Annotated in this window: 15 protein-coding genes, 1 pseudogene, 1 riboswitch and 1 other annotated feature; of the genes and pseudogenes, 12 read left to right on the plus strand and 4 right to left on the minus strand. The window is 39.1% G+C overall.

Features of this window, described 5'->3' with window-relative positions; genetic code table 11:
* The 4 genes and pseudogenes from BQ9859_RS05760 to BQ9859_RS05775 all read left to right on the plus strand — a co-directional run.
* A pseudogene (locus tag BQ9859_RS05760) lies at positions 1 to 559 on the plus strand (DNA-directed RNA polymerase subunit beta'); the annotation flags it as partial.
* Between the two features lie 169 nt (positions 560 to 728).
* The gene (locus BQ9859_RS05765; protein WP_075877298.1) at positions 729 to 2,462 is read left to right on the plus strand and encodes a dockerin type I domain-containing protein; all 1,734 of its coding nucleotides are present in this window, start codon (positions 729 to 731) and stop codon (positions 2,460 to 2,462) included.
* Positions 2,463 to 2,478: 16 nt separating this feature from the next.
* Entirely contained in the window at positions 2,479 to 3,834 is a 1,356-nt protein-coding gene (locus BQ9859_RS05770; RefSeq protein ID WP_075877299.1) for a cadherin-like beta sandwich domain-containing protein, read from the plus strand.
* Between the two features lie 95 nt (positions 3,835 to 3,929).
* Positions 3,930 to 5,513: an IS1182 family transposase gene (locus BQ9859_RS05775; protein WP_075877300.1), complete on the plus strand. Its 1,584-nt coding sequence runs from the start codon at positions 3,930 to 3,932 to the stop codon at positions 5,511 to 5,513.
* Between the two features lie 166 nt (positions 5,514 to 5,679).
* Here BQ9859_RS05775 and galU read toward each other — a convergent pair whose 3' ends face one another.
* Both galU and BQ9859_RS05785 read right to left on the minus strand, forming a co-directional pair.
* Positions 5,680 to 6,555, minus strand: a complete 876-nt coding sequence (gene galU / locus BQ9859_RS05780) for a UTP--glucose-1-phosphate uridylyltransferase GalU (protein ID WP_075877423.1) — start codon at positions 6,553 to 6,555, stop codon at positions 5,680 to 5,682.
* Positions 6,556 to 6,671: 116 nt separating this feature from the next.
* Positions 6,672 to 7,322 carry a hypothetical protein gene (locus BQ9859_RS05785; RefSeq protein WP_075877301.1) on the minus strand — a complete coding sequence of 217 codons (651 nt, stop codon included), beginning with the start codon at positions 7,320 to 7,322 and terminating at the stop codon, positions 6,672 to 6,674.
* A gap of 185 nt (positions 7,323 to 7,507) precedes the next feature.
* Positions 7,508 to 7,716: a binding site (T-box leader), on the plus strand.
* 33 nt (positions 7,717 to 7,749) lie between these two features.
* Between BQ9859_RS05785 and BQ9859_RS05790 the strand changes: the two genes are divergently transcribed.
* Genes BQ9859_RS05790 through argF form a run of 7 tightly spaced genes read left to right on the plus strand, consistent with a single transcriptional unit; the run spans position 7,750 to position 15,449 of the window.
* Positions 7,750 to 8,985: an argininosuccinate synthase gene (locus BQ9859_RS05790; RefSeq protein WP_075877302.1), complete on the plus strand. Its 1,236-nt coding sequence runs from the start codon at positions 7,750 to 7,752 to the stop codon at positions 8,983 to 8,985.
* Between the two features lie 3 nt (positions 8,986 to 8,988).
* The gene (gene argH / locus BQ9859_RS05795) at positions 8,989 to 10,374 is read left to right on the plus strand and encodes an argininosuccinate lyase (protein WP_075877303.1); all 1,386 of its coding nucleotides are present in this window, start codon (positions 8,989 to 8,991) and stop codon (positions 10,372 to 10,374) included.
* Positions 10,371 to 11,285: an N-acetyl-gamma-glutamyl-phosphate reductase gene (argC, locus tag BQ9859_RS05800; RefSeq protein WP_075877304.1), complete on the plus strand. Its 915-nt coding sequence runs from the start codon at positions 10,371 to 10,373 to the stop codon at positions 11,283 to 11,285. Before argH ends, argC begins: the two co-directional genes overlap by 4 nt.
* A 3-nt stretch (positions 11,286 to 11,288) precedes the next feature.
* Positions 11,289 to 12,497 (plus strand): bifunctional glutamate N-acetyltransferase/amino-acid acetyltransferase ArgJ, encoded by a 1,209-nt coding sequence (argJ, locus tag BQ9859_RS05805; RefSeq protein WP_075877305.1) that lies wholly within the window; start codon positions 11,289 to 11,291, stop codon positions 12,495 to 12,497.
* The gene (gene argB, locus BQ9859_RS05810) at positions 12,494 to 13,351 is read left to right on the plus strand and encodes an acetylglutamate kinase (protein ID WP_075877306.1); all 858 of its coding nucleotides are present in this window, start codon (positions 12,494 to 12,496) and stop codon (positions 13,349 to 13,351) included. The genes argJ and argB overlap by 4 nt, the downstream gene beginning before the upstream one ends.
* Positions 13,352 to 13,365: 14 nt before the next feature.
* A complete protein-coding gene (locus BQ9859_RS05815) occupies positions 13,366 to 14,547 on the plus strand; it encodes an aspartate aminotransferase family protein (protein WP_075877307.1) in 1,182 nt (393 codons plus the stop codon).
* On the plus strand, positions 14,544 to 15,449 hold the full coding sequence (gene argF / locus BQ9859_RS05820) for an ornithine carbamoyltransferase (RefSeq protein ID WP_075877308.1): 906 nt from the start codon (positions 14,544 to 14,546) through the stop codon (positions 15,447 to 15,449). The genes BQ9859_RS05815 and argF overlap by 4 nt, the downstream gene beginning before the upstream one ends.
* 41 nt (positions 15,450 to 15,490) lie before the next feature.
* On the opposite strand, the gene BQ9859_RS05825 is transcribed toward argF, so the two are convergent.
* Entirely contained in the window at positions 15,491 to 16,192 is a 702-nt protein-coding gene (locus BQ9859_RS05825) for a TIGR00266 family protein (RefSeq protein WP_075877309.1), read from the minus strand.
* Positions 16,193 to 16,295: 103 nt separating this feature from the next.
* On the opposite strand from BQ9859_RS05825, the gene BQ9859_RS05830 reads away from it, so the two are divergent.
* Positions 16,296 to 16,670: a zinc ribbon domain-containing protein gene (locus BQ9859_RS05830; protein ID WP_075877310.1), complete on the plus strand. Its 375-nt coding sequence runs from the start codon at positions 16,296 to 16,298 to the stop codon at positions 16,668 to 16,670.
* Here BQ9859_RS05830 and BQ9859_RS05835 read toward each other — a convergent pair.
* On the minus strand, positions 16,664 to 17,764 hold the full coding sequence (locus BQ9859_RS05835; RefSeq protein WP_075877311.1) for a M20 metallopeptidase family protein: 1,101 nt from the start codon (positions 17,762 to 17,764) through the stop codon (positions 16,664 to 16,666). The two genes, BQ9859_RS05830 and BQ9859_RS05835, sit on opposite strands and share 7 nt — an antisense overlap.
* Before the next feature lie 126 nt (positions 17,765 to 17,890).
* A riboswitch (Lysine riboswitch) is annotated at positions 17,891 to 18,055 on the plus strand.
* Positions 18,056 to 18,085: the final 30 nt, after the last annotated feature.

An 18,085-nucleotide genomic window follows, 5' to 3' on the forward strand; every position in this document is an offset into this window, starting at 1 on the left:
CAGCGATAAACATATCGAAGTTATGATCCGTCAGATGCTGCGCAAAGTAGTTGTTGTAGACGGTGGAGATACAGAGTTAAGCGCTGGTGTCCAGATTTCCCTGATCCGTGCCAACAAGATCAACCGTGAAGCATTGTTGAGCGGTAAATCGCCAGCTAAGATCAAACCGGTATTACTGGGTATCTCTCGTGCTTCTGTTGAAACAGACTCCTTCTTGTCTGCCGCTTCTTTCCAGGAAACAACAAAAGTGTTGACTGATGCAGCAATCAAAGGAAAAGTTGACCATTTGATCGGTTTGAAAGAAAATGTCATCATTGGTAAGCTGATTCCTGCCGGTACAGGCTGTGAAGGCGATCGTCCAACAAACCATATCATTGCCGCAAAAGCAGCTGAGCTGAAAGCAATCCGTGAAGAGCGTAATCATCGTAACGATGATGATGAAGCATTCATGAATTATGCAGGTGAATCAAATGATTCTGCCTACGTACAGCCTTTAAGCAGTGATGCAATCAATGAAGCAGTGGCAGAGGATGATCTGTCTATTACGGAATTACAATAAAGCAAAAAGAGCACATGAAATAAATCATGCGCTCTTTTTTATGGAAGAAATTACAGGCTATTTAAGACATAGCTGGTGTATGTTTTTAATAGTAGTTATGTTATAATTATCATGCGATTATATCGTGTTTTATAAAGGGAAAAAAACAAAGGGAAGGAGACAGCTGTAAATGAAGAAAATAATCATTCTTTGTGTATGTACATTTGCATTAGTAGTAGGCTGCATCTATGGGAATACAATGATGGCAAACGAAGCTTCCTCAGCGGCTGTTGGAGCTACTTTACCAGAAGATCATATATTTACGACAATAGATGAAGATGGACGCTTGGTCGTTATGGATAAAGAAGAAATGGAAGAAGAAACGGCACAAGAACAAGCACATCTAAAGCAAGATGGACTGAGCATTGGCGGAATACAAGATCTAAAATATGGAATCGTTAATTTCCGTACAAAAAGTTCAGCATCACAAAACACGAACTACATAGATGCAAATACCGGAGAGAGCGGTTATACAAATGGCTATTATGCAGCTGATGCTGCTTATCTTGGTTATGAAAACGGGAAAGTAAAATTTATGCTGTCTGGTGTAGTGGGATTGGTCAATCCCAGTGAAGTGGAAATATTAGATGCTACAGAAGACTGGTATGTAAGTTTTTACCGTTGTGAACAAGGAATATTGAAACATTACATCAAAAACAGCATATATGGAAATAGTTATGCAAGTGCAATTACAGTCGGCGAGATCCAGCCGTATATGAAGAATAACGTATATTATTACAGTTATGACGGACATTATTTTTATACAGATTACCTTGATATGTTGGACGATTATCTCAATGATACCAGGAAAAATGCAATTAATGCAGATCAACCATATTATAACTACTATCAATTCGTATCAAACCGCTCAAAAACGAGCTTTACTGCATCGGATATCAATAATTATGTAAAATCATATTTAGGTGACCTTTATACAGCTTCATCTACGAAGATGTATGAAATGGGGAAATATTATATTCAATATCAAAATGAATATGGAGCAAATGCTTTATTAGTGTTTGGCGTTTCTGCAAATGAAAGCGCATTTGGTACAAGCAATATTGCGAAAAGCAAAAATAATTTATTCGGACACAATGCTGTAGATTCCGATCCAGGATTAGCCAATGGTTATAGCTCACCGCAAAACAGTATCATGGATCATACAAAATACTATGTCAATCTATGGTATTCCACACCGAAATATTCTACTTATCATGGTTCATTTTTAGGCGACAAAGGCAGCGGGATGCTCAGCTATGCTTCTGACCCATATTGGGGTGAAAAAGCTGCTCACTGGGCTTGGAATCTAGATATTAATACAAAAAATAAGACGGATGTCGGCAATGAGACATTGGTATTTAAAGATTATGGTGCAGTAAATGTGCGCAAAGAGCCATCCACTACATCTACAGTATTATATACGACACCAACAAATGGCAATATGTCATTCGTACTATTGGAAGAAGTGAAAGGAACGACTGTATCCGGTTCTAATGTATGGTATAAGATTCAACTGGATACGCCATTAAACAGCAGTCGAAGTGCAATTGATTATAGCGGCGATGGCTATGATTTTGAAAAGAGCTATGGTTATATCCATTCATCTTTATTATCTAAAACCATTTACAAGAGTGAATCAGGCGATACAGATACCCCTACAACCTCTTATAAAAAAGGTGATGTGAACAATGATGGTAAAATAAGTTCCATGGATTATGTATTAGTAAAAAATCATATCTTAAATATAAAAAAATTAAATGGTAGTGCAGCTACTGCCGCAGATGTGAATGGTGACAATAAAATTAGCTCTATGGATTATGTGTTAATTAAAAATGATATTTTAGGAATCTCAAAAATAAATTAGAGAGGAGAATACGGTCTTGTTAACTAAAATAAAAAAAGTATTTTTAACTTTTTTGGTCTTCATGATGATGTCGCCGTTTATCATCATGGCCAAAACCATTAAACCTGGCGAATCTTTTACTGTGACTGTTGGATGCGGTGCTATTGAGGGAGAAGTAAAAGCTAATGCAAGTAATGCATCTATTATATCAAGTGATAATTGGTGTGATCGTGGAAGAAGCATTAGTGCAACTGCGGTTGCTAATAATGTGGGTACCGCTTCTATATCCTTTTCTACAGTAGATGCAACTGATACAGATGCTATGGTAGATGCAAGTGGCATTTCATTAGGAGGCGGAAGTGTAACTGTTGCAAATCCTACAGTTACACAGAACGATACTTCCCGTCCACAGAGTACACCTTCTCAAACACAAACAAATACAGGAAATGATGATGCAGAAAAAAATGTTGAATCAACAAAATCAAGTGATGCTTCATTATCAACTTTAACTGTATCTGCAGGAACGTTATCACCAAAGTTTGCAGCGAATACGACAAAATATCAATTGAATCTACCATCAGATACTGAATCAATTAAGGTAGATGCAAAGGCAAATGATTCTGCAGCAAGTGTTTCAGGTACGGGAGAGAAAGAACTAAAACAGGGCGATAATACAATTCGCATTACTGTTACAGCTGAGAATGGGAATACACGTACCTATACGATTGACGCATATGTAGAGGAAAAACCTGAGGTGTATTTATCTTATCATGATCAACAATTAGGTGTAGTAAAAAACACAGATCGTGTTTCAAAGCCAAGTGATGCTTTTGAAGAAACCAAACTGGAAATTGATGGAAAAGAGGTTGTTGGATGGTCAAATAATATCATGAATGTGACAGTTCTCTATATGATAGATGAAGAAAGCGGAGAACAAAATTTTTACATTTATGATACAGAACATCAGAGTATCACAAGTATATTTAAACCAATTGTATTATTGGGAAATCAATTTTATATTGTAGACATAGATGAATCGTTGCAAACACGGGCGGATATGACTTATACAACGGTGACTGTAGATGAGAATGAATTGCCAGGATGGAAGTTTGATCAGTCTGGATTTGATAATTATTGCGTAATTTATGTAATGAATGAAAAAGGCGAGATGCAGTATTATCAGTATGAAGCAACACAGAATACGTTACAGTTGTATTCTAATGCGGCTCCGATCACAACAGAGACGTATCAAAAAAATCAGCAGGTAGAAAAAATAGCAATCATTGCAGCTGGTATTTTTGCGGTTACAACCATTGGTGCATTAATTGGTTGTGTCATGATACGACGTCGCAGCAATTTAAAACTTCGCCAGTGGATGAAGAGAGAAGAGTAAGAAAAAGAGGCTGTAACGAATAAGGAATAGCCAAAAATAAAAAATGCATCTGATCTCAAAAGAGAAAGGATGCATTTTTTTGGTATAATTTAGCTATGAAAAACATCGAAGTGTTAGAGCTAAATCATTCCTATCTGAGCAATAGGAATTATACCGCATTTCAGATGATTTTACCACTGGATTGTGAAAAAAAGATCGATTCTTCTGATCCGGTGTACAGTTTTCTTGAAGTGATGGAAGGAGTCAACTGGAACAAATATCTTAATCACCCTGCTCACAGAGGGCGTGAAGAATATAATCCCTTCAAGATGATCAAAGTCATCCTGTTTGCGTTCATGAATCATATTTATAGTCTAAGAGATATTGAAAAAAGCTGTAGAACAGACATCCGTTTCATGTTCTTGATGCAGGAGGAAACGCCAAGTCACATGGCATTTCATCGTTTCATCCAAAAGTATTTAAAATATGACATCCAATTCATTTTTAGAGATATATTTGAATCAATTGAGATATTAGATCCGTCAATTGATCATGATACGGTTTATATTGATGGAACCAAGCTTGAGGCCAATGCCAACAAGTTTACTTTCATCTGGAAAAAGACCGCAATCAAAACAAGAGATAAAATATTCACTCGATTAAACGAATGGGTCAAGAAACTGGGTGATCGTATTGAAGCATCTCAAAAAGAGGAGTGGACAATAAAAGACATAGAGAATATGGCTAACCAAATTTTTCATATCGTTGAACAAGAGGGAATCACTTTCATTTATGGAAAAGGTAAGCGAAAAAGCCAGATTCAGCGTTATTATGATGAATTGATGAAATACAAAGAAACACTGCAAAACTGTTTGGAAAGAATTGAACTATGCGGACCTGACAGAAACAGCTGTTCGAAAACAGACCACGATGCAACGATGATGCACATGAAAGAGGACCATTACATGAAGACAGGAATCTTCAAGGCAGGATACAATGCACAGATAGCAGTAAGCAGCGAATATATCCAATTGGCTTGTATCTATCAGGATAGAACCGATCAAAAGACATTTATCAAATTTCTTGAAACATTCAGAGCACTTTATAACAGGATGCCTAAAACAGTAGCAGCGGATGCAGGATATGGATCCTATGATAATTATTTCTTCTGTTTAGAAAATGATATGGAAGCCTATATCAAATATATGATGTATTCAAAAGAAAAAGAAACGAGCTACAAGAAAAAAACATTCATCAAATCAAACTGGAACAGAAATGGAAATGGAAGATATATCTGCCCGGCAGGACATGAATTTGGCTGTATCAATGAAACGGTTGATAAGAGAAGCAAATATTATCGAATCAATCAAACGCACAGTTGTGGCAAATGCACGGATTGCCCACTTAAATCTCAATGTACGAAAGCCAAGGGAGATCGAACGATAAGCGTGAATCCGATACTTGAGGAGTTTGAAAGAACAGCGAGAAAAAAACTAAATAGCGAAGAAGGAATCCATCATCGAGTGCAAAGATCCATACAAAGCGAAGGAGCATTTGGAGTGATAAAAGAAGATTATGCTTATGACAGATTACATAGGAGAAGCATCAAAAATGTAGAAATGGAGTTCCTGTTGGTGTGCGTAGGCTTTAATCTGATGAAATATCATAACAAAAAAATAAGAAAAAAAGCACAAGCATAAATAATGTTGATAGGTTTTCCACAATAGGTGTTTTCATAATGCCAAAAAATAGGGATAATTGGGAGAATTGAAACAATTTCAAAGTAAAGAAAAGAAAAAAGAGGTCGTAACCTCAATAGACAGATTCGTTTAATTATAATCTTCTATTTCGTTACGGCCTCTTTTTTTATCCTTTCACATTTTGAATGATTTCCAACATTGCTTCACGCAAATCTTCTCTTGCAAGAGCAAAATCAACTTGTGCCTGTAAAAAGCCTTTTTTATCGCCAACATCATAGCGTTTGCCTTCAAAATCATAAGCATATACATTTTCTGATGCAGTTAATCGATCGATAGCATCGGTTAATTGAATCTCATTTCCTTTACCAGGCGCTTGCGTTTCCAATAGTTCAAAGATCTTAGGAGTCAAAATATAGCGGCCAAGAATAGCAAAGTTGCTTGGCGCCATCTCTTTTTGTGGCTTTTCCACAAAACCTTTAACTAAGCTTAATCGATCATTTACCTTTTCTTTAGGATCTACGATTCCATATTTATGAACAACTTCATCTGCTACGCTTTGCACACCAACAACACTGCTTGCAGTCGTATTGTATATATCTACAAGCTGCTGCGTAGCGGTTTTACCACCCTGATTTACTACGATATCATCGCCTAATAAAATAGCAAAAGGCTCATCGCCGACAAAGGATTTTGCACACAGCACTGCATGTCCCAGACCGCGCGGATGTTTTTGACGAACACTATAAATGTTTGCCATTGTGGCGATATCTTGTACCATCTTTAAATGTTCTTCATCGCCAGATTCTTCTAACTTTTTTTCTAGTTCAAAACTAATATCAAAATGGTTTTCAATGCAGCTTTTATAACAATTGGTGATGATCAATATTTCTTCGATACCGCTTTGTACTGCTTCTTCTACGATATATTGAATGGTAGGTTTATCTACAATAGGCAGCATTTCCTTTGGAACTGCTTTTGTTGCAGGAAGAAAACGTGTACCGAATCCTGCTGCGGGGATGATTGCTTTTCTTATCTTATTCATTCTGTCCTCCATTAAAATCTCCTAAATATCTAAAAGAATTGAATACTGTTCTTATATCATTATACCAGAGAATAGACTGAAAGAAAATAAATAGAGGAAGTGTGTAATTTCTTCCTCTAATTAGTTTGAGTATCTGATGTATTTTCCACATGTTCTGTTTCCCCTTTTAGGGCATGGATCATCTGATCTTGAGATGCTTTAAGGTATTCTTTGCTTTTCTCCATATCTCCTTTATTTTCATATTGCGCAGATAACAAGTATTCTAACATTCCTTTATTAAAATCACTTGCTGTTTTTAGCTGTTCTTCCATTTCTTCGATATAAGAGTACTTTTTTAGTATAAAAATATCATACATCCGATGTGCTTCCTCTTTTTGGGTATCAGCATCCCATGTATCGATTTCCTCCAGCATGGCTTTCGCATGATCTTTGTCCTTTCTTTCGATATAGTAATTAAAAGCTTTTAAGACAAGATCTTTCCGTTGTTTCTTATTCACATGCATGGAAAGCATTTCTTCAAATAATTTTTGTGCTTCTGAGTAGTTTTTTTGAAATAGGTATCCGTTCAATGTCATGTAAAGACGATTGTATTTTGGATACAGATATTTTGTTAGCATGGAATTGATCGTTTTATAATACGCATCAAAATCATTCGTAGCTAAATAGTAACGTAATTTTTTAAAGATCGTTCTTTTTTCAAATTCCAAGAATAAGACGAATATAATAAAAATGACAACTAAAACAATAGTAAATGTTTGTGTATCCATAAGGAACCCCCCCATAAAGAATTGAATGCTCTTATATTATAATATGAAATATGCAATTTTTAAATAATATGTGCATTTATAGGCTTCATACGGCAAAATGAAATAAATTTACAGAAAAAATAACAAATAAAATTTCATTTTCATGAAATAATATTGAAAATTTGTTCTAAATCGTCTATAATACTTCCAAAGCAGTGAAGAGAAGTAGTATAGAATATTTTCTATTTTAGAGAGATGGCGGTAGGTGAAAGCCTGAAAAGAAAAATCTAGAACGTGTCTTGGAGCTTTGATGTCGAAATGAAAATGAGGCAATCAACGTGGTTCGCGTTATGAACGAGGTGTCATCCATAAGGTTGGATGGAAGTAAGGTGGTACCGCGCATGTCGTCCTTAATTGGATGACTTTTTTTTATTTAGGAGGAAAGAAAATGAAGAAAACGTACAAAAAAATCGTATTAGCGTATTCTGGTGGATTGGATACTTCTGTATTGATTCCCTGGCTCAAAGAAAATTATCAATGTGAGGTAATCGCAGTCAGCGGTAATGTGGGACAGGGTACAGAATTAGATGGTTTAGAGGAAAAAGCGTTAAAGACAGGAGCATCTAAGTTATATATTGAAGATCTGACAAAAGAATTTGTAGAAGATTATATCATACCAACGATGCAGGCAGGAGCTGCATATGAACACTATTTGTTAGGAACAAGCTTTGCCCGCCCGTTGATTGCCAAACGAATCGTTGAAATAGCAAAAAAAGAAGGCGCAGATGCAATCTGTCATGGCTGTACTGGCAAGGGGAATGACCAGGTACGTTTTGAATTAGCCATTCAGGCATTTGCTCCGGAAATCGATATCATCGCACCATGGCGTTTTTGGGAGTTAAACTCTCGTGAAAAAGAAATCGCATATGCCAAAGCACATCAGATTCCTTTAAAGATCACTGCTGAAACCAATTATTCGAAGGATAAGAATTTATGGCATTTATCACATGAAGGACTGGATCTAGAAGATCCGGCAAATGAGGCGCCAATTGAAAAAGAAGGATTCTTAGAAATGGGCGTATCTCCTATGCAGGCACCAGACAAACCGACGAATGTATCTATTCATTTTGAAAAAGGAGTACCGACCATGGTCGATGGTGTTGCCATGGACTGTGTGTCTATCATAGAAAAATTGAATGAATTAGGCGGTGCGAATGGATGCGGTTTATTGGATGTGGTTGAAAATCGATTGGTGGGCATGAAATCACGCGGCGTTTATGAAACACCAGGCGGAACGATATTGTATAAAGCACATGAAAAATTAGAGGAAATTACATTAGATAAAGAAACACAGCACTATAAGACACAAGTTGCTTTAAAATTTGGCGAGCTGGTTTATAATGGCCAATGGTATACGCCGTTACGTAAAGCATTAAGTGCTTTTGTTAAGAGCACACAGGAAGCTGTAACAGGTGATGTAACGTTAAAGTTATATAAAGGAAATATCTGGCCGGTATCTGTCACTTCTCCATTCTCTTTGTATTCTGCCGGCATGGCAACGTTTGATGAAGATGATTGCTATGATCAATCCGATTCAGCAGGATTCATCCACTTATATGGATTGCCTTTGAAAGTACGTGCTATAAAAGCGAAGGAAGAACCAGATCTTCCAGATGTGGAGTAGCGTATGGCAAAATTGTGGACCGGGCGGTTTTCTAAAGAGACAGATCAAAGCCTGGATCAATTGAATGCTTCTCTTCCATTTGATCGCCGTTTGTATCATGAAGATATTGCAGGATCGATGGCACATGCGAGAATGTTGGCAAAGCAAGGGATCATTTCTGATCAAGACGGAGAGAAAATTGTAAGTGGACTGCAAACGATATTAGAAGATATTGAAAAGGGTGTTCTCAAAATAGAAGGAGCTGAAGATATTCACAGCTTCGTTGAACAAGTGTTGACCTCGCGTATCGGGGATGCTGGGAAACGCCTGCATACCGCAAGATCCAGAAATGATCAAGTAGCATTGGATCTTCGTATGTATGTAAAAGAAAAAATCGATCAGATATATGAGCTGACGATAGAAATGATGCAGGCATTATGTGAAAGAGCACAACAGCATGTATATACGGTTATGCCGGGATATACACATTTGCAGCGTGCACAGCCTGTTACGTTGGCGCATGTATGGATGGCATATGCCAATATGCTGCGCAGAGACTGTAGACGACTCAAAAATACCAAGATGCTGATGGATGAAATGCCGTTAGGTTCCGGTGCTTTGGCTGCGACAACCTATCCGATCGATCGCCAGTATGTTTGTGATCTGTTAGGTTTTGCAAAGCTGACAGAAAATTCGATGGATGGGGTCTCGGATCGTGATTATTGTATGGAATTTGCAAATGACTGTGCAATATTGATGGTACATTTATCCAGAATGTGTGAGGAAATCATCCTGTGGTGCAGCTGGGAATTTCGGTTTGTTGAGCTGGATGATGCATTCTCTACGGGTTCCAGTATCATGCCGCAGAAAAAAAATCCGGATGTCTGTGAATTGATTCGCGGCAAAAGCGGACGTGTGTTCGGTGATCTGATGACGTTGCTAAGCATGCAAAAAGGATTGAGCCTTGCTTACAATAAAGATATGCAGGAAGACAAGGAAGCGGTTTTTGATGTAGTTGATACTTTGCTTCACAGCTTGCAAGTATTGATTCCGATGTTTCAAACAATGAAGATCCATGAAGAAAATATGAAACAAGCTGCGCTGGGTGGATTTATCAATGCAACGGACTGTGCAGATTATCTAACAAAAAAAGGAGTACCGTTTCGGGATGCCTATAAATGTATTGGCGAACTTGTTGCTTGGTGCATCAAACAGGGTTGTACATTGCAAGATGTAGAGCTGTCTCAGCTCCAACAATTTCATCCGTTATTTGCGGAAGATGTCTATCATGCTATTGATCTGCAGACATGTGTCGAGCAACGAAATGTACCTGGCGGACCTGCACCAGAGGCAGTGAAACAGCAAATTGCATCGATCAAGCAATTCATTCGAAATGAGGGGAAAGCATGAAACCAAAAATTTTCATTGATGGCCAAGCTGGAACAACCGGTTTAGAAATTTATCAGCGTTTAGCTGTTCGTGATGATATTCAGCTGATTACGATCGAGGAAACAAAGCGAAAAGACAAGCAGGCGCGAAAAGAATGTATGAATGCAGCGGATCTGGTATTTCTTTGTTTGCCTGATGCAGCCGCAATCGAAGCAATGTCTTTGATAGAAAACCCGCATACCAAAGTAATTGATGCATCTACAGCGCATCGTTGTGATGATGAGTGGGCGTATGGATTTGCAGAACTGGGAGAAGATTATCAAAAGCGAATAGAAAACAATCGCTGGGTAGCAAATCCCGGTTGCCATGCGACAGGTTTCATATCGATCGTGTATCCATTGCGCAGGCTTGGCCTGCTGAAAAAAACAGATGTTTTGCAATGTTTTTCCCTGACGGGGTATTCCGGCGGTGGAAAACAAATGATTGCACAATATGAAGAACACAAGGATGCATTATTAGAAGCACCGCAGCTGTATTCTTTAAAGTTGATGCATAAGCATCTGCCGGAGATGAAAAAGATATGCGATCTGCAATATGCACCATTATTTTGTCCAATTGTGGATGATTATTATCGCGGAATGGCAACAAGTGTCATGTTGCCGGCTGCTGCGCAAACGATACATGCTGCGTTGTCTTCTTTCTACAAAGAGGGGATGGTCAACGTACAGCCATTTCAAGAGGCAAAAAATATCAGTGCAAAATCAATGGCAGGAAGGGATGATCTGCTGTTGATCGTCAATGGGAACAATGAGCAAAGCATCGTGACTGCCGTATTTGACAATTTAGGAAAAGGAGCATGCGGAGCAGCCATACAGAATATGAATAGGATGCTGGGATTAGATTTGTTTGCAGGATTGATAAAGGGGGGATAAAAGATGAAAATGATTCATGGAGGAGTGTGTGCACCAAAAGGGTTTGTTGCCGGTGCAATTCATAGCGGGATACGCAAGGCAAAAGATAAGGATGATCTGGCATTGATCGTTTCTTCTGTACCTTGTCAATGTGCGGCAGTTTATACGAAAAATCAAGTGAAAGCAGATCCTTTATTGCTTACTAAGGAGCATTTAAAAGATCATTGTGCAAAAGCAATCATCGTAAATTCAGGAAACGCAAATGCCTGTGCGATCAATGGATATCAGAATGCGGTCCGTCAGGCACAAGCCGCTGCGGATCATTTACAAATAAAACCAGAAGAAGTACTGGTTGCTTCTACTGGTGTGATCGGAGTGGAACTGCCTATTGAATGTATTGAGAAGAGTGTTGCTAATATAGAATTGTCACAAGAGAATAACGATCGTTGTGCAAAAGCAATTCTGACGACGGACACGAAAGAGAAGATCGTAACGGTTGCTTTTGAGGTTGATGGAATAGAATGCAAAATGGGCGGAATTGCAAAAGGCTCAGGCATGATTCACCCTAATATGGGAACCATGTTGGCTTTCATTACGACTGATTGTGCGATCGATGGGGAGTTGTTGCAGCAGATCTTACAGCGGCAGACAAAAGTAACATTCAATCGTGTCAGTGTAGATGGAGATACATCAACGAATGATATGTGCATCGTCATGGCGAATGGACAAGCAAATAATGTATGTATCAAACAGGAAGGTAAACAAAGCGAGATTTTTGAAGAAGCATTGCATTATGTGATGGAAGAACTTGCAAAGAAAATTGCAGCAGATGGAGAAGGAGCACAGCATTTGATGACCTGTCAGGTATCCGGGGCAAAAGATGAAACAACGGACGAAACCTTAGCAATGTCCATCTGTTCATCTTCATTAGTGAAAGCGGCCATGTTTGGTGCTGATGCAAACTGGGGAAGAGTTCTTTGTGCCATGGGCTATGCAGGAATATCTTTTGATCCTTCATTGGTAAGTATTGCATTTGCATCAAAAGCAGGAAAGATCACTGTTTGCGAGAAAGGAAAAGGGCTCGTATTTGATGAAGATCTTGCTAAAAACATATTATTGGAATCAGATATCACCATTTTGGCTGATCTTCATCAAGGAAATGCACAAGCAACTTGCTGGGGATGCGATCTGACGTATGATTATGTGAAGATCAATGGAGATTATCGAACATGAAAGAAATGGATGCTAAAGTAAAAGCGCAGATCCTAGTAGAAGCCTTGCCATATATACAACAATATGTCGGAGAAATCATCGTTATCAAATACGGTGGGAATGCGATGATCAATGAACCTTTAAAAGAAGCAGTTATCAAAGATATCGTATTGTTAAATTTAATCGGCATTCGTGTTGTTCTGGTACATGGAGGCGGACCGGAAATCAGTGAGATGCTGGAAAAAGTGGGGAAAGAAAGCGTATTTGTAAATGGATTGCGTTGTACAGATGATGAGACCATGGATATCGTACAGATGGTCTTATGTGGGAAAGTAAACAAAAATCTTGTTTCCATGCTGCAGAAAGCGGGCGGAAAAGGAATCGGACTGGCTGGTGTAGACGGCAATTTGTTTCAGGCAATTCAACGAGATCAAGAACATGGAAATGTCGGGAATATTACACAAGTGGATCCTGCCATTGTGTTGGACGTATTGGAAAAAGGTTATATTCCGGTCGTATCAAGTATTGCAGCAGGGAAAGATCAATTAATGAATTATAATATCAATGCAGATATTGCGGCGGAAAAACTGGCTATTGCCCTGCATGCAAAAAAATTTATTTTATTGACAGATGTGAAGGGATTGATGCGCGATCCTCAAGATGAAAATTCTTTGATACGGGAGATACAAGTTTCGCAAGTGCCTAGACTGATCAAAGAGGGCATGATCTCAGGCGGCATGATCCCAAAAGTACAATGTTGTGTAGAAGCAATCCGGCAAGGAGTAGGAAGCGTAAATATTCAAGACGGCCGTATTCCCCACTCGATCCTGATCGAAATATTAAGTGATGAAGGCATCGGCACTGTCTTTTATTAAGGGAGGAATCAAAAATGCATTTGAAAGAAATCGAAGCATTGGAAAAACAATATGTTTTGCAGACATATGGACGTAATGATATCGCTCTGGTCAGCGGTAAAGGAGCACGTCTCTATGATAGTGAAGGGAAGGAATATATCGATCTAACTTCCGGCATTGGAGTCAATTGTTTAGGATATCAACATCCGCAGTTAACAGATGCCATCTGTGATCAGGTGCAGCATTTGATGCATTGTTCAAATTTATTTTACAGTGAACCAATGACACTTGTTGCAAAAGAATTAGTAGAGTCTACGGGAATGTCACGTGTTTTCTTTTCCAATTCCGGGGCAGAAGCAAATGAAGGAATGATCAAAGCTGCAAGAAAATATTCATTTGATCACTATGGAAAAGACCGTTATAAAATTGTTACATTGCGACAGTCTTTTCATGGCCGAACGATGACAACTTTGATGGCGACAGGACAAGATAAGTTTCATCAGTATTTTTATCCATTTCCAGAAGGCTTTGATTATGGACAGCCAAATGATTTTGATGAATGGAAGACTCATATCGATGAACATGTTTGCGCTGTTATCATGGAAATGATACAGGGAGAAGGCGGTGTCGTTCCACTTGACCCATCTTTTGTTCAACAAGTGAGCGCTTATTGCAAAGAGAGAGATATTCTCGTTTGTGTGGATGAAGTACAAACGGGCATTGGGCGAACCGGTACGTTATTCTGTTATGAGCAGTATGGTATTCAGCCAGATATTGTGAGCATGGCAAAAGGTCTGGGCGGAGGAATTCCAATCGGAGCCATCTTGTTTAGTGAGAAGTGTGCAGATACATTGCAAGTTGGTCAGCACGGTTCTACTTTCGGCGGAAATTTACTGGCATGCCGCAGTGCACAAACCGTTTTGTCTATTGTCAATCAACCGTCCTTTTTAAAGGATGTAAAAGAAAAAGGAGAGTATTTTAGAGAACAGTTGCGCTCTCTTCATTCTTTGGCGATTCATGATGTGCGCGGATTGGGTTTGATGATCGGTGTCGGTGTTGATCCAGATAAACGAAGTGATTATGTCAAGCAGCTGCAGGAAAAAGGGGTGCTGTTATTGACTGCCGGGCAGGATACGCTTCGTATATTACCGCCGCTGATCATAACAAAAGAAGAAATTGATCAAGCAATAGCTTGTATGAAGGAGGTCTTGCAATGAAACATTTGCTGAAAATGTTGGATCTGTCAAAAGAAGAAATTCTGTCCATATTGAATCTGGCTGATCAATTAAAATATGAAAAAAAACACGGGATCGAACATGCCGTTTTAAAAGGAAAATCAATTGGTTTGATCTTTCAAAAATCAAGTACGCGCACAAGGGTCTCATTTGAAACAGGTGCTTATCAATTGGGAATGCAGTCTTTGTTTCTTTCCAGCAGAGATCTGCAAATTGGCAGAGGGGAACCTATCCAGGATACAGCACGAGTCTTGTCTCGTTATTTAGATTGCATCATGATCCGTACCTTTGATCAAAAAGAAGTAGAAGATTTGGCAGCATTTGGTTCGATTCCTGTTATCAACGGCCTGACGGATTTCAGCCACCCTTGTCAGGTGCTTGCAGACCTGATGACAATACGCGAAAAATACAGTGTATTGGAAGGCTTGAAGATGTGCTATATCGGTGATGGGTACAACATGGCAAATTCACTGATTGTTGGCGGTTTAAAAACAGGCATGCAGGTCAGTGTTGCGACACCTCAAGGTTATGAACCGGATCCTCAGGTGATGGATTTTGCAAAACAGCATGATTGCTTTCAGTTTACACATGAGCCATCTGCTGCAATAAAAGATGCAGATGTCGTGATCACGGATACTTGGGCAAGCATGGGGGTAGAAGACGAAAAGGAAGTACGTCAGAAAGTGTTTGCTCCTTATCAAGTCAATAAAGAACTGATGCAGTTGGCAAAGCCGCATGCTATGGTGCAGCATTGTTTGCCTGCATATCGTGGACAAGAAATCACAGAAGAAATATTCGAAGCACATGCGGATGAAATTTTTGAGGAGGCAGAAAATCGTTTGCATGCACAAAAAGCAGTAATGGTGAAATTGTTGCAGAAATAAAAAGAAGATGGCGTTCATCTTCTTTTTGATTGCATCGAAAGCTAATTACTGCTGCTGCTTGGGAAGAACGGGCGTAGTGCATCTGCTAGATTATGAATATTGCGCGTTTGAATATACACTTTTCCATTTCCTTTAAATTCATTGACCAGACCTTCACCAGAAGTAAAGCCAAATGTACCGGAAGCCACACGAATAGAATAATCAAGTGAAGCATCCCAGGCGACGACATGTTCATTATCGATCGTAATTGGAGAAGATGGCGTGACATCCAGCTCGAGGATATCTCCAAAGCAGGCAATCAATACATCACCATCTCCTTGAGTTTCCATGACAAACAATCCGCCAGTTCCTCCAAAAAAAGCTTTGCCTATCTCTTGACGTTTCATTACATATTCTACAGAATGATCGCATGCCAAGAAAGCTCCTGTGTTCAATCGATATTGTTGTCCGTTCGTTACATGCAGGCAAACGATCTTTCCCGGCACGGCAGGTGCGATCCCTAATTTTGCATCCGCTCCTGCACCGGTTGCTTCTGTGATAAAGAAACTCTCGCCGCTGGTAATCGATCTGCCGATTGCACTGAACATGCCGCTGATTCCTTTTTTGCTGGTGTTCATCTTGCCTTCCAGTGTTACATTGGACATGTAAGCCATGCAGCCTCGTTCAATGCGTACGACTTCTCCCTGGTCTAATGCAATCTGAATAAGCGGGCAATCTGTATCGCCGATTATTTGATATTTCATCATTGATCCCTCCTGTTACTTTCATCATAACAAAAGGAAAAGAGTCATGCAAACTTTCTATTTTTGCAGTATAGTATATATAATTAAAGCCGGAGGTGGAAATATGAGAAGCATCAAACCGGGAAGAGGTCCTTCTTTTCAAAATGGAATAGGCAATCTATTCGCCATCGCTTTTGGTATCTTATGGACATTGTTGGCTACCAATAGTGGGGCTCCGATCTTCTTTTCATTATTTGGGGTCCTTTTTATCGCGATGGCAGCCGTCAATGCTATTTATCATTTTCGCAATGCTACAAAAAAAGAAAGAGATTCATTGTTTGATATTACAGACGAAATGGATCCTGCTCATACAGAAATGCCTTCATCTTGGACAAATGCGCAGGAAGTCTTTCACTATTGTCCTTATTGTGGGACAAAGTTGATGGAGGGAAGTTCGTATTGTCAAAATTGCGGCAGAAGGCTCAATCAGGATCATTGATCAGCAATAGGCTGCTTGCTTAATGAGACAAAAGCTTCGATTCCTTTTAAGAGAATGTGTTCGTCGAAGTCAAAATGATCATTGTGCAAAGGAATGTTCGTTCCAGTTCCTAAGAAGAAGAAAACACCGGGTATGCGTTGCAGATACCAGGAAAAATCTTCTGTGATCAATTGGGGTTCTTTTAATAAAAGCAGATCGGGGAGAACCGCAGCTGCTTGATCGACCAGCTTTTTATCATTGATAAGGGCAGGATAGCCTTCGCTATAAGAAAAAGAAAATGTTGCTGGTGCATATTTTTCAGCAATTTTTTCTAATTGAGATCGCATATAAGCAAAGGTCTCGTCCGTACAGGCACGTATCGTACCTTCCAGGCGTGTATGGTCGCTGACTACATTACGAATGGTACCAGACTGAAAAACACCAAAACGCAATAATCGATACTCGCTCGGCGATATTTTCTCTTCCATTTCGTATAGATCACACAAATAGCGGCATGCTATTTCTAAAGCGTCACAGCCTTCCTGATATTTTGCTGCATGGGCGCTTTTTCCTTGAATATCAATATTGATCTCGCTGGAACGCGCCATCATTGATTTTTTTCTGGTTGCAATGCTGCCGGCGGCTAATTCGGGCCAAAGATGCATTCCATAGATACAACAGACATGATATTTTTCTAATATTCCTGCTTCTACCAATAACCTTGCACCGCCAGGATTTTCTTCTCCGGGCTGAAAGATCAGCAACACATTATGGTCAAGTGTATGGAAATACGTAGCTAAATGATGAGCAAATCCTAATAAAATAGTCATATGTCCGTCATGTCCGCATGCGTGCATGATTCCCTTGTGTTTGCTTTGATAAGACACATTTGTTTTTTCTTCTACCGGAAGAGCATCCATATCGCTGCGAAAAGCAACAGTCTTTTCACAATCATTATTGAAGAAAGCAAGGATCGCACTGTGCATCGGAAATTCTAATTGACAGGGCAGCTGTTTTAATTCATTGGTCAAATATGCCATGGTCTGCGGCAGATCTAATTCTAATTCCGGGATTTCATGTAAATCTCTTCGGATTTTCTGTATTTTTTCAAACATGATTAACACCTCTTTTTTGTATTATTGTAGCTAAAAAGATGGATCGATACAATGAAAAATATTACACAAGTTGTAAAATATGAAAAAATAGTTGAAAATAATTGAAAACATTGTATAATAAAGTCAAATATTGATAGAGGCGCAAAGAAGATGAAAAAACAATAAGCCGGCAGGCGTTTGAATTGTTTTGGAGGCGACTTTGCCGAACTGTTCTTGCAGGCATGCAAGAATGGTGGGCTGTTATAGAACATATAGCAGACTGTCTACGAATGTAGGAGTGCTATCTTAAGATGAAAACCAATACGGCCGATAAGATTGCAC

Source organism: Merdibacter massiliensis, from assembly GCF_900155395.1.
GTDB classification, from domain to species: Bacteria; Bacillota_I; Bacilli_A; order Erysipelotrichales; family Erysipelotrichaceae; genus Merdibacter; species Merdibacter massiliensis.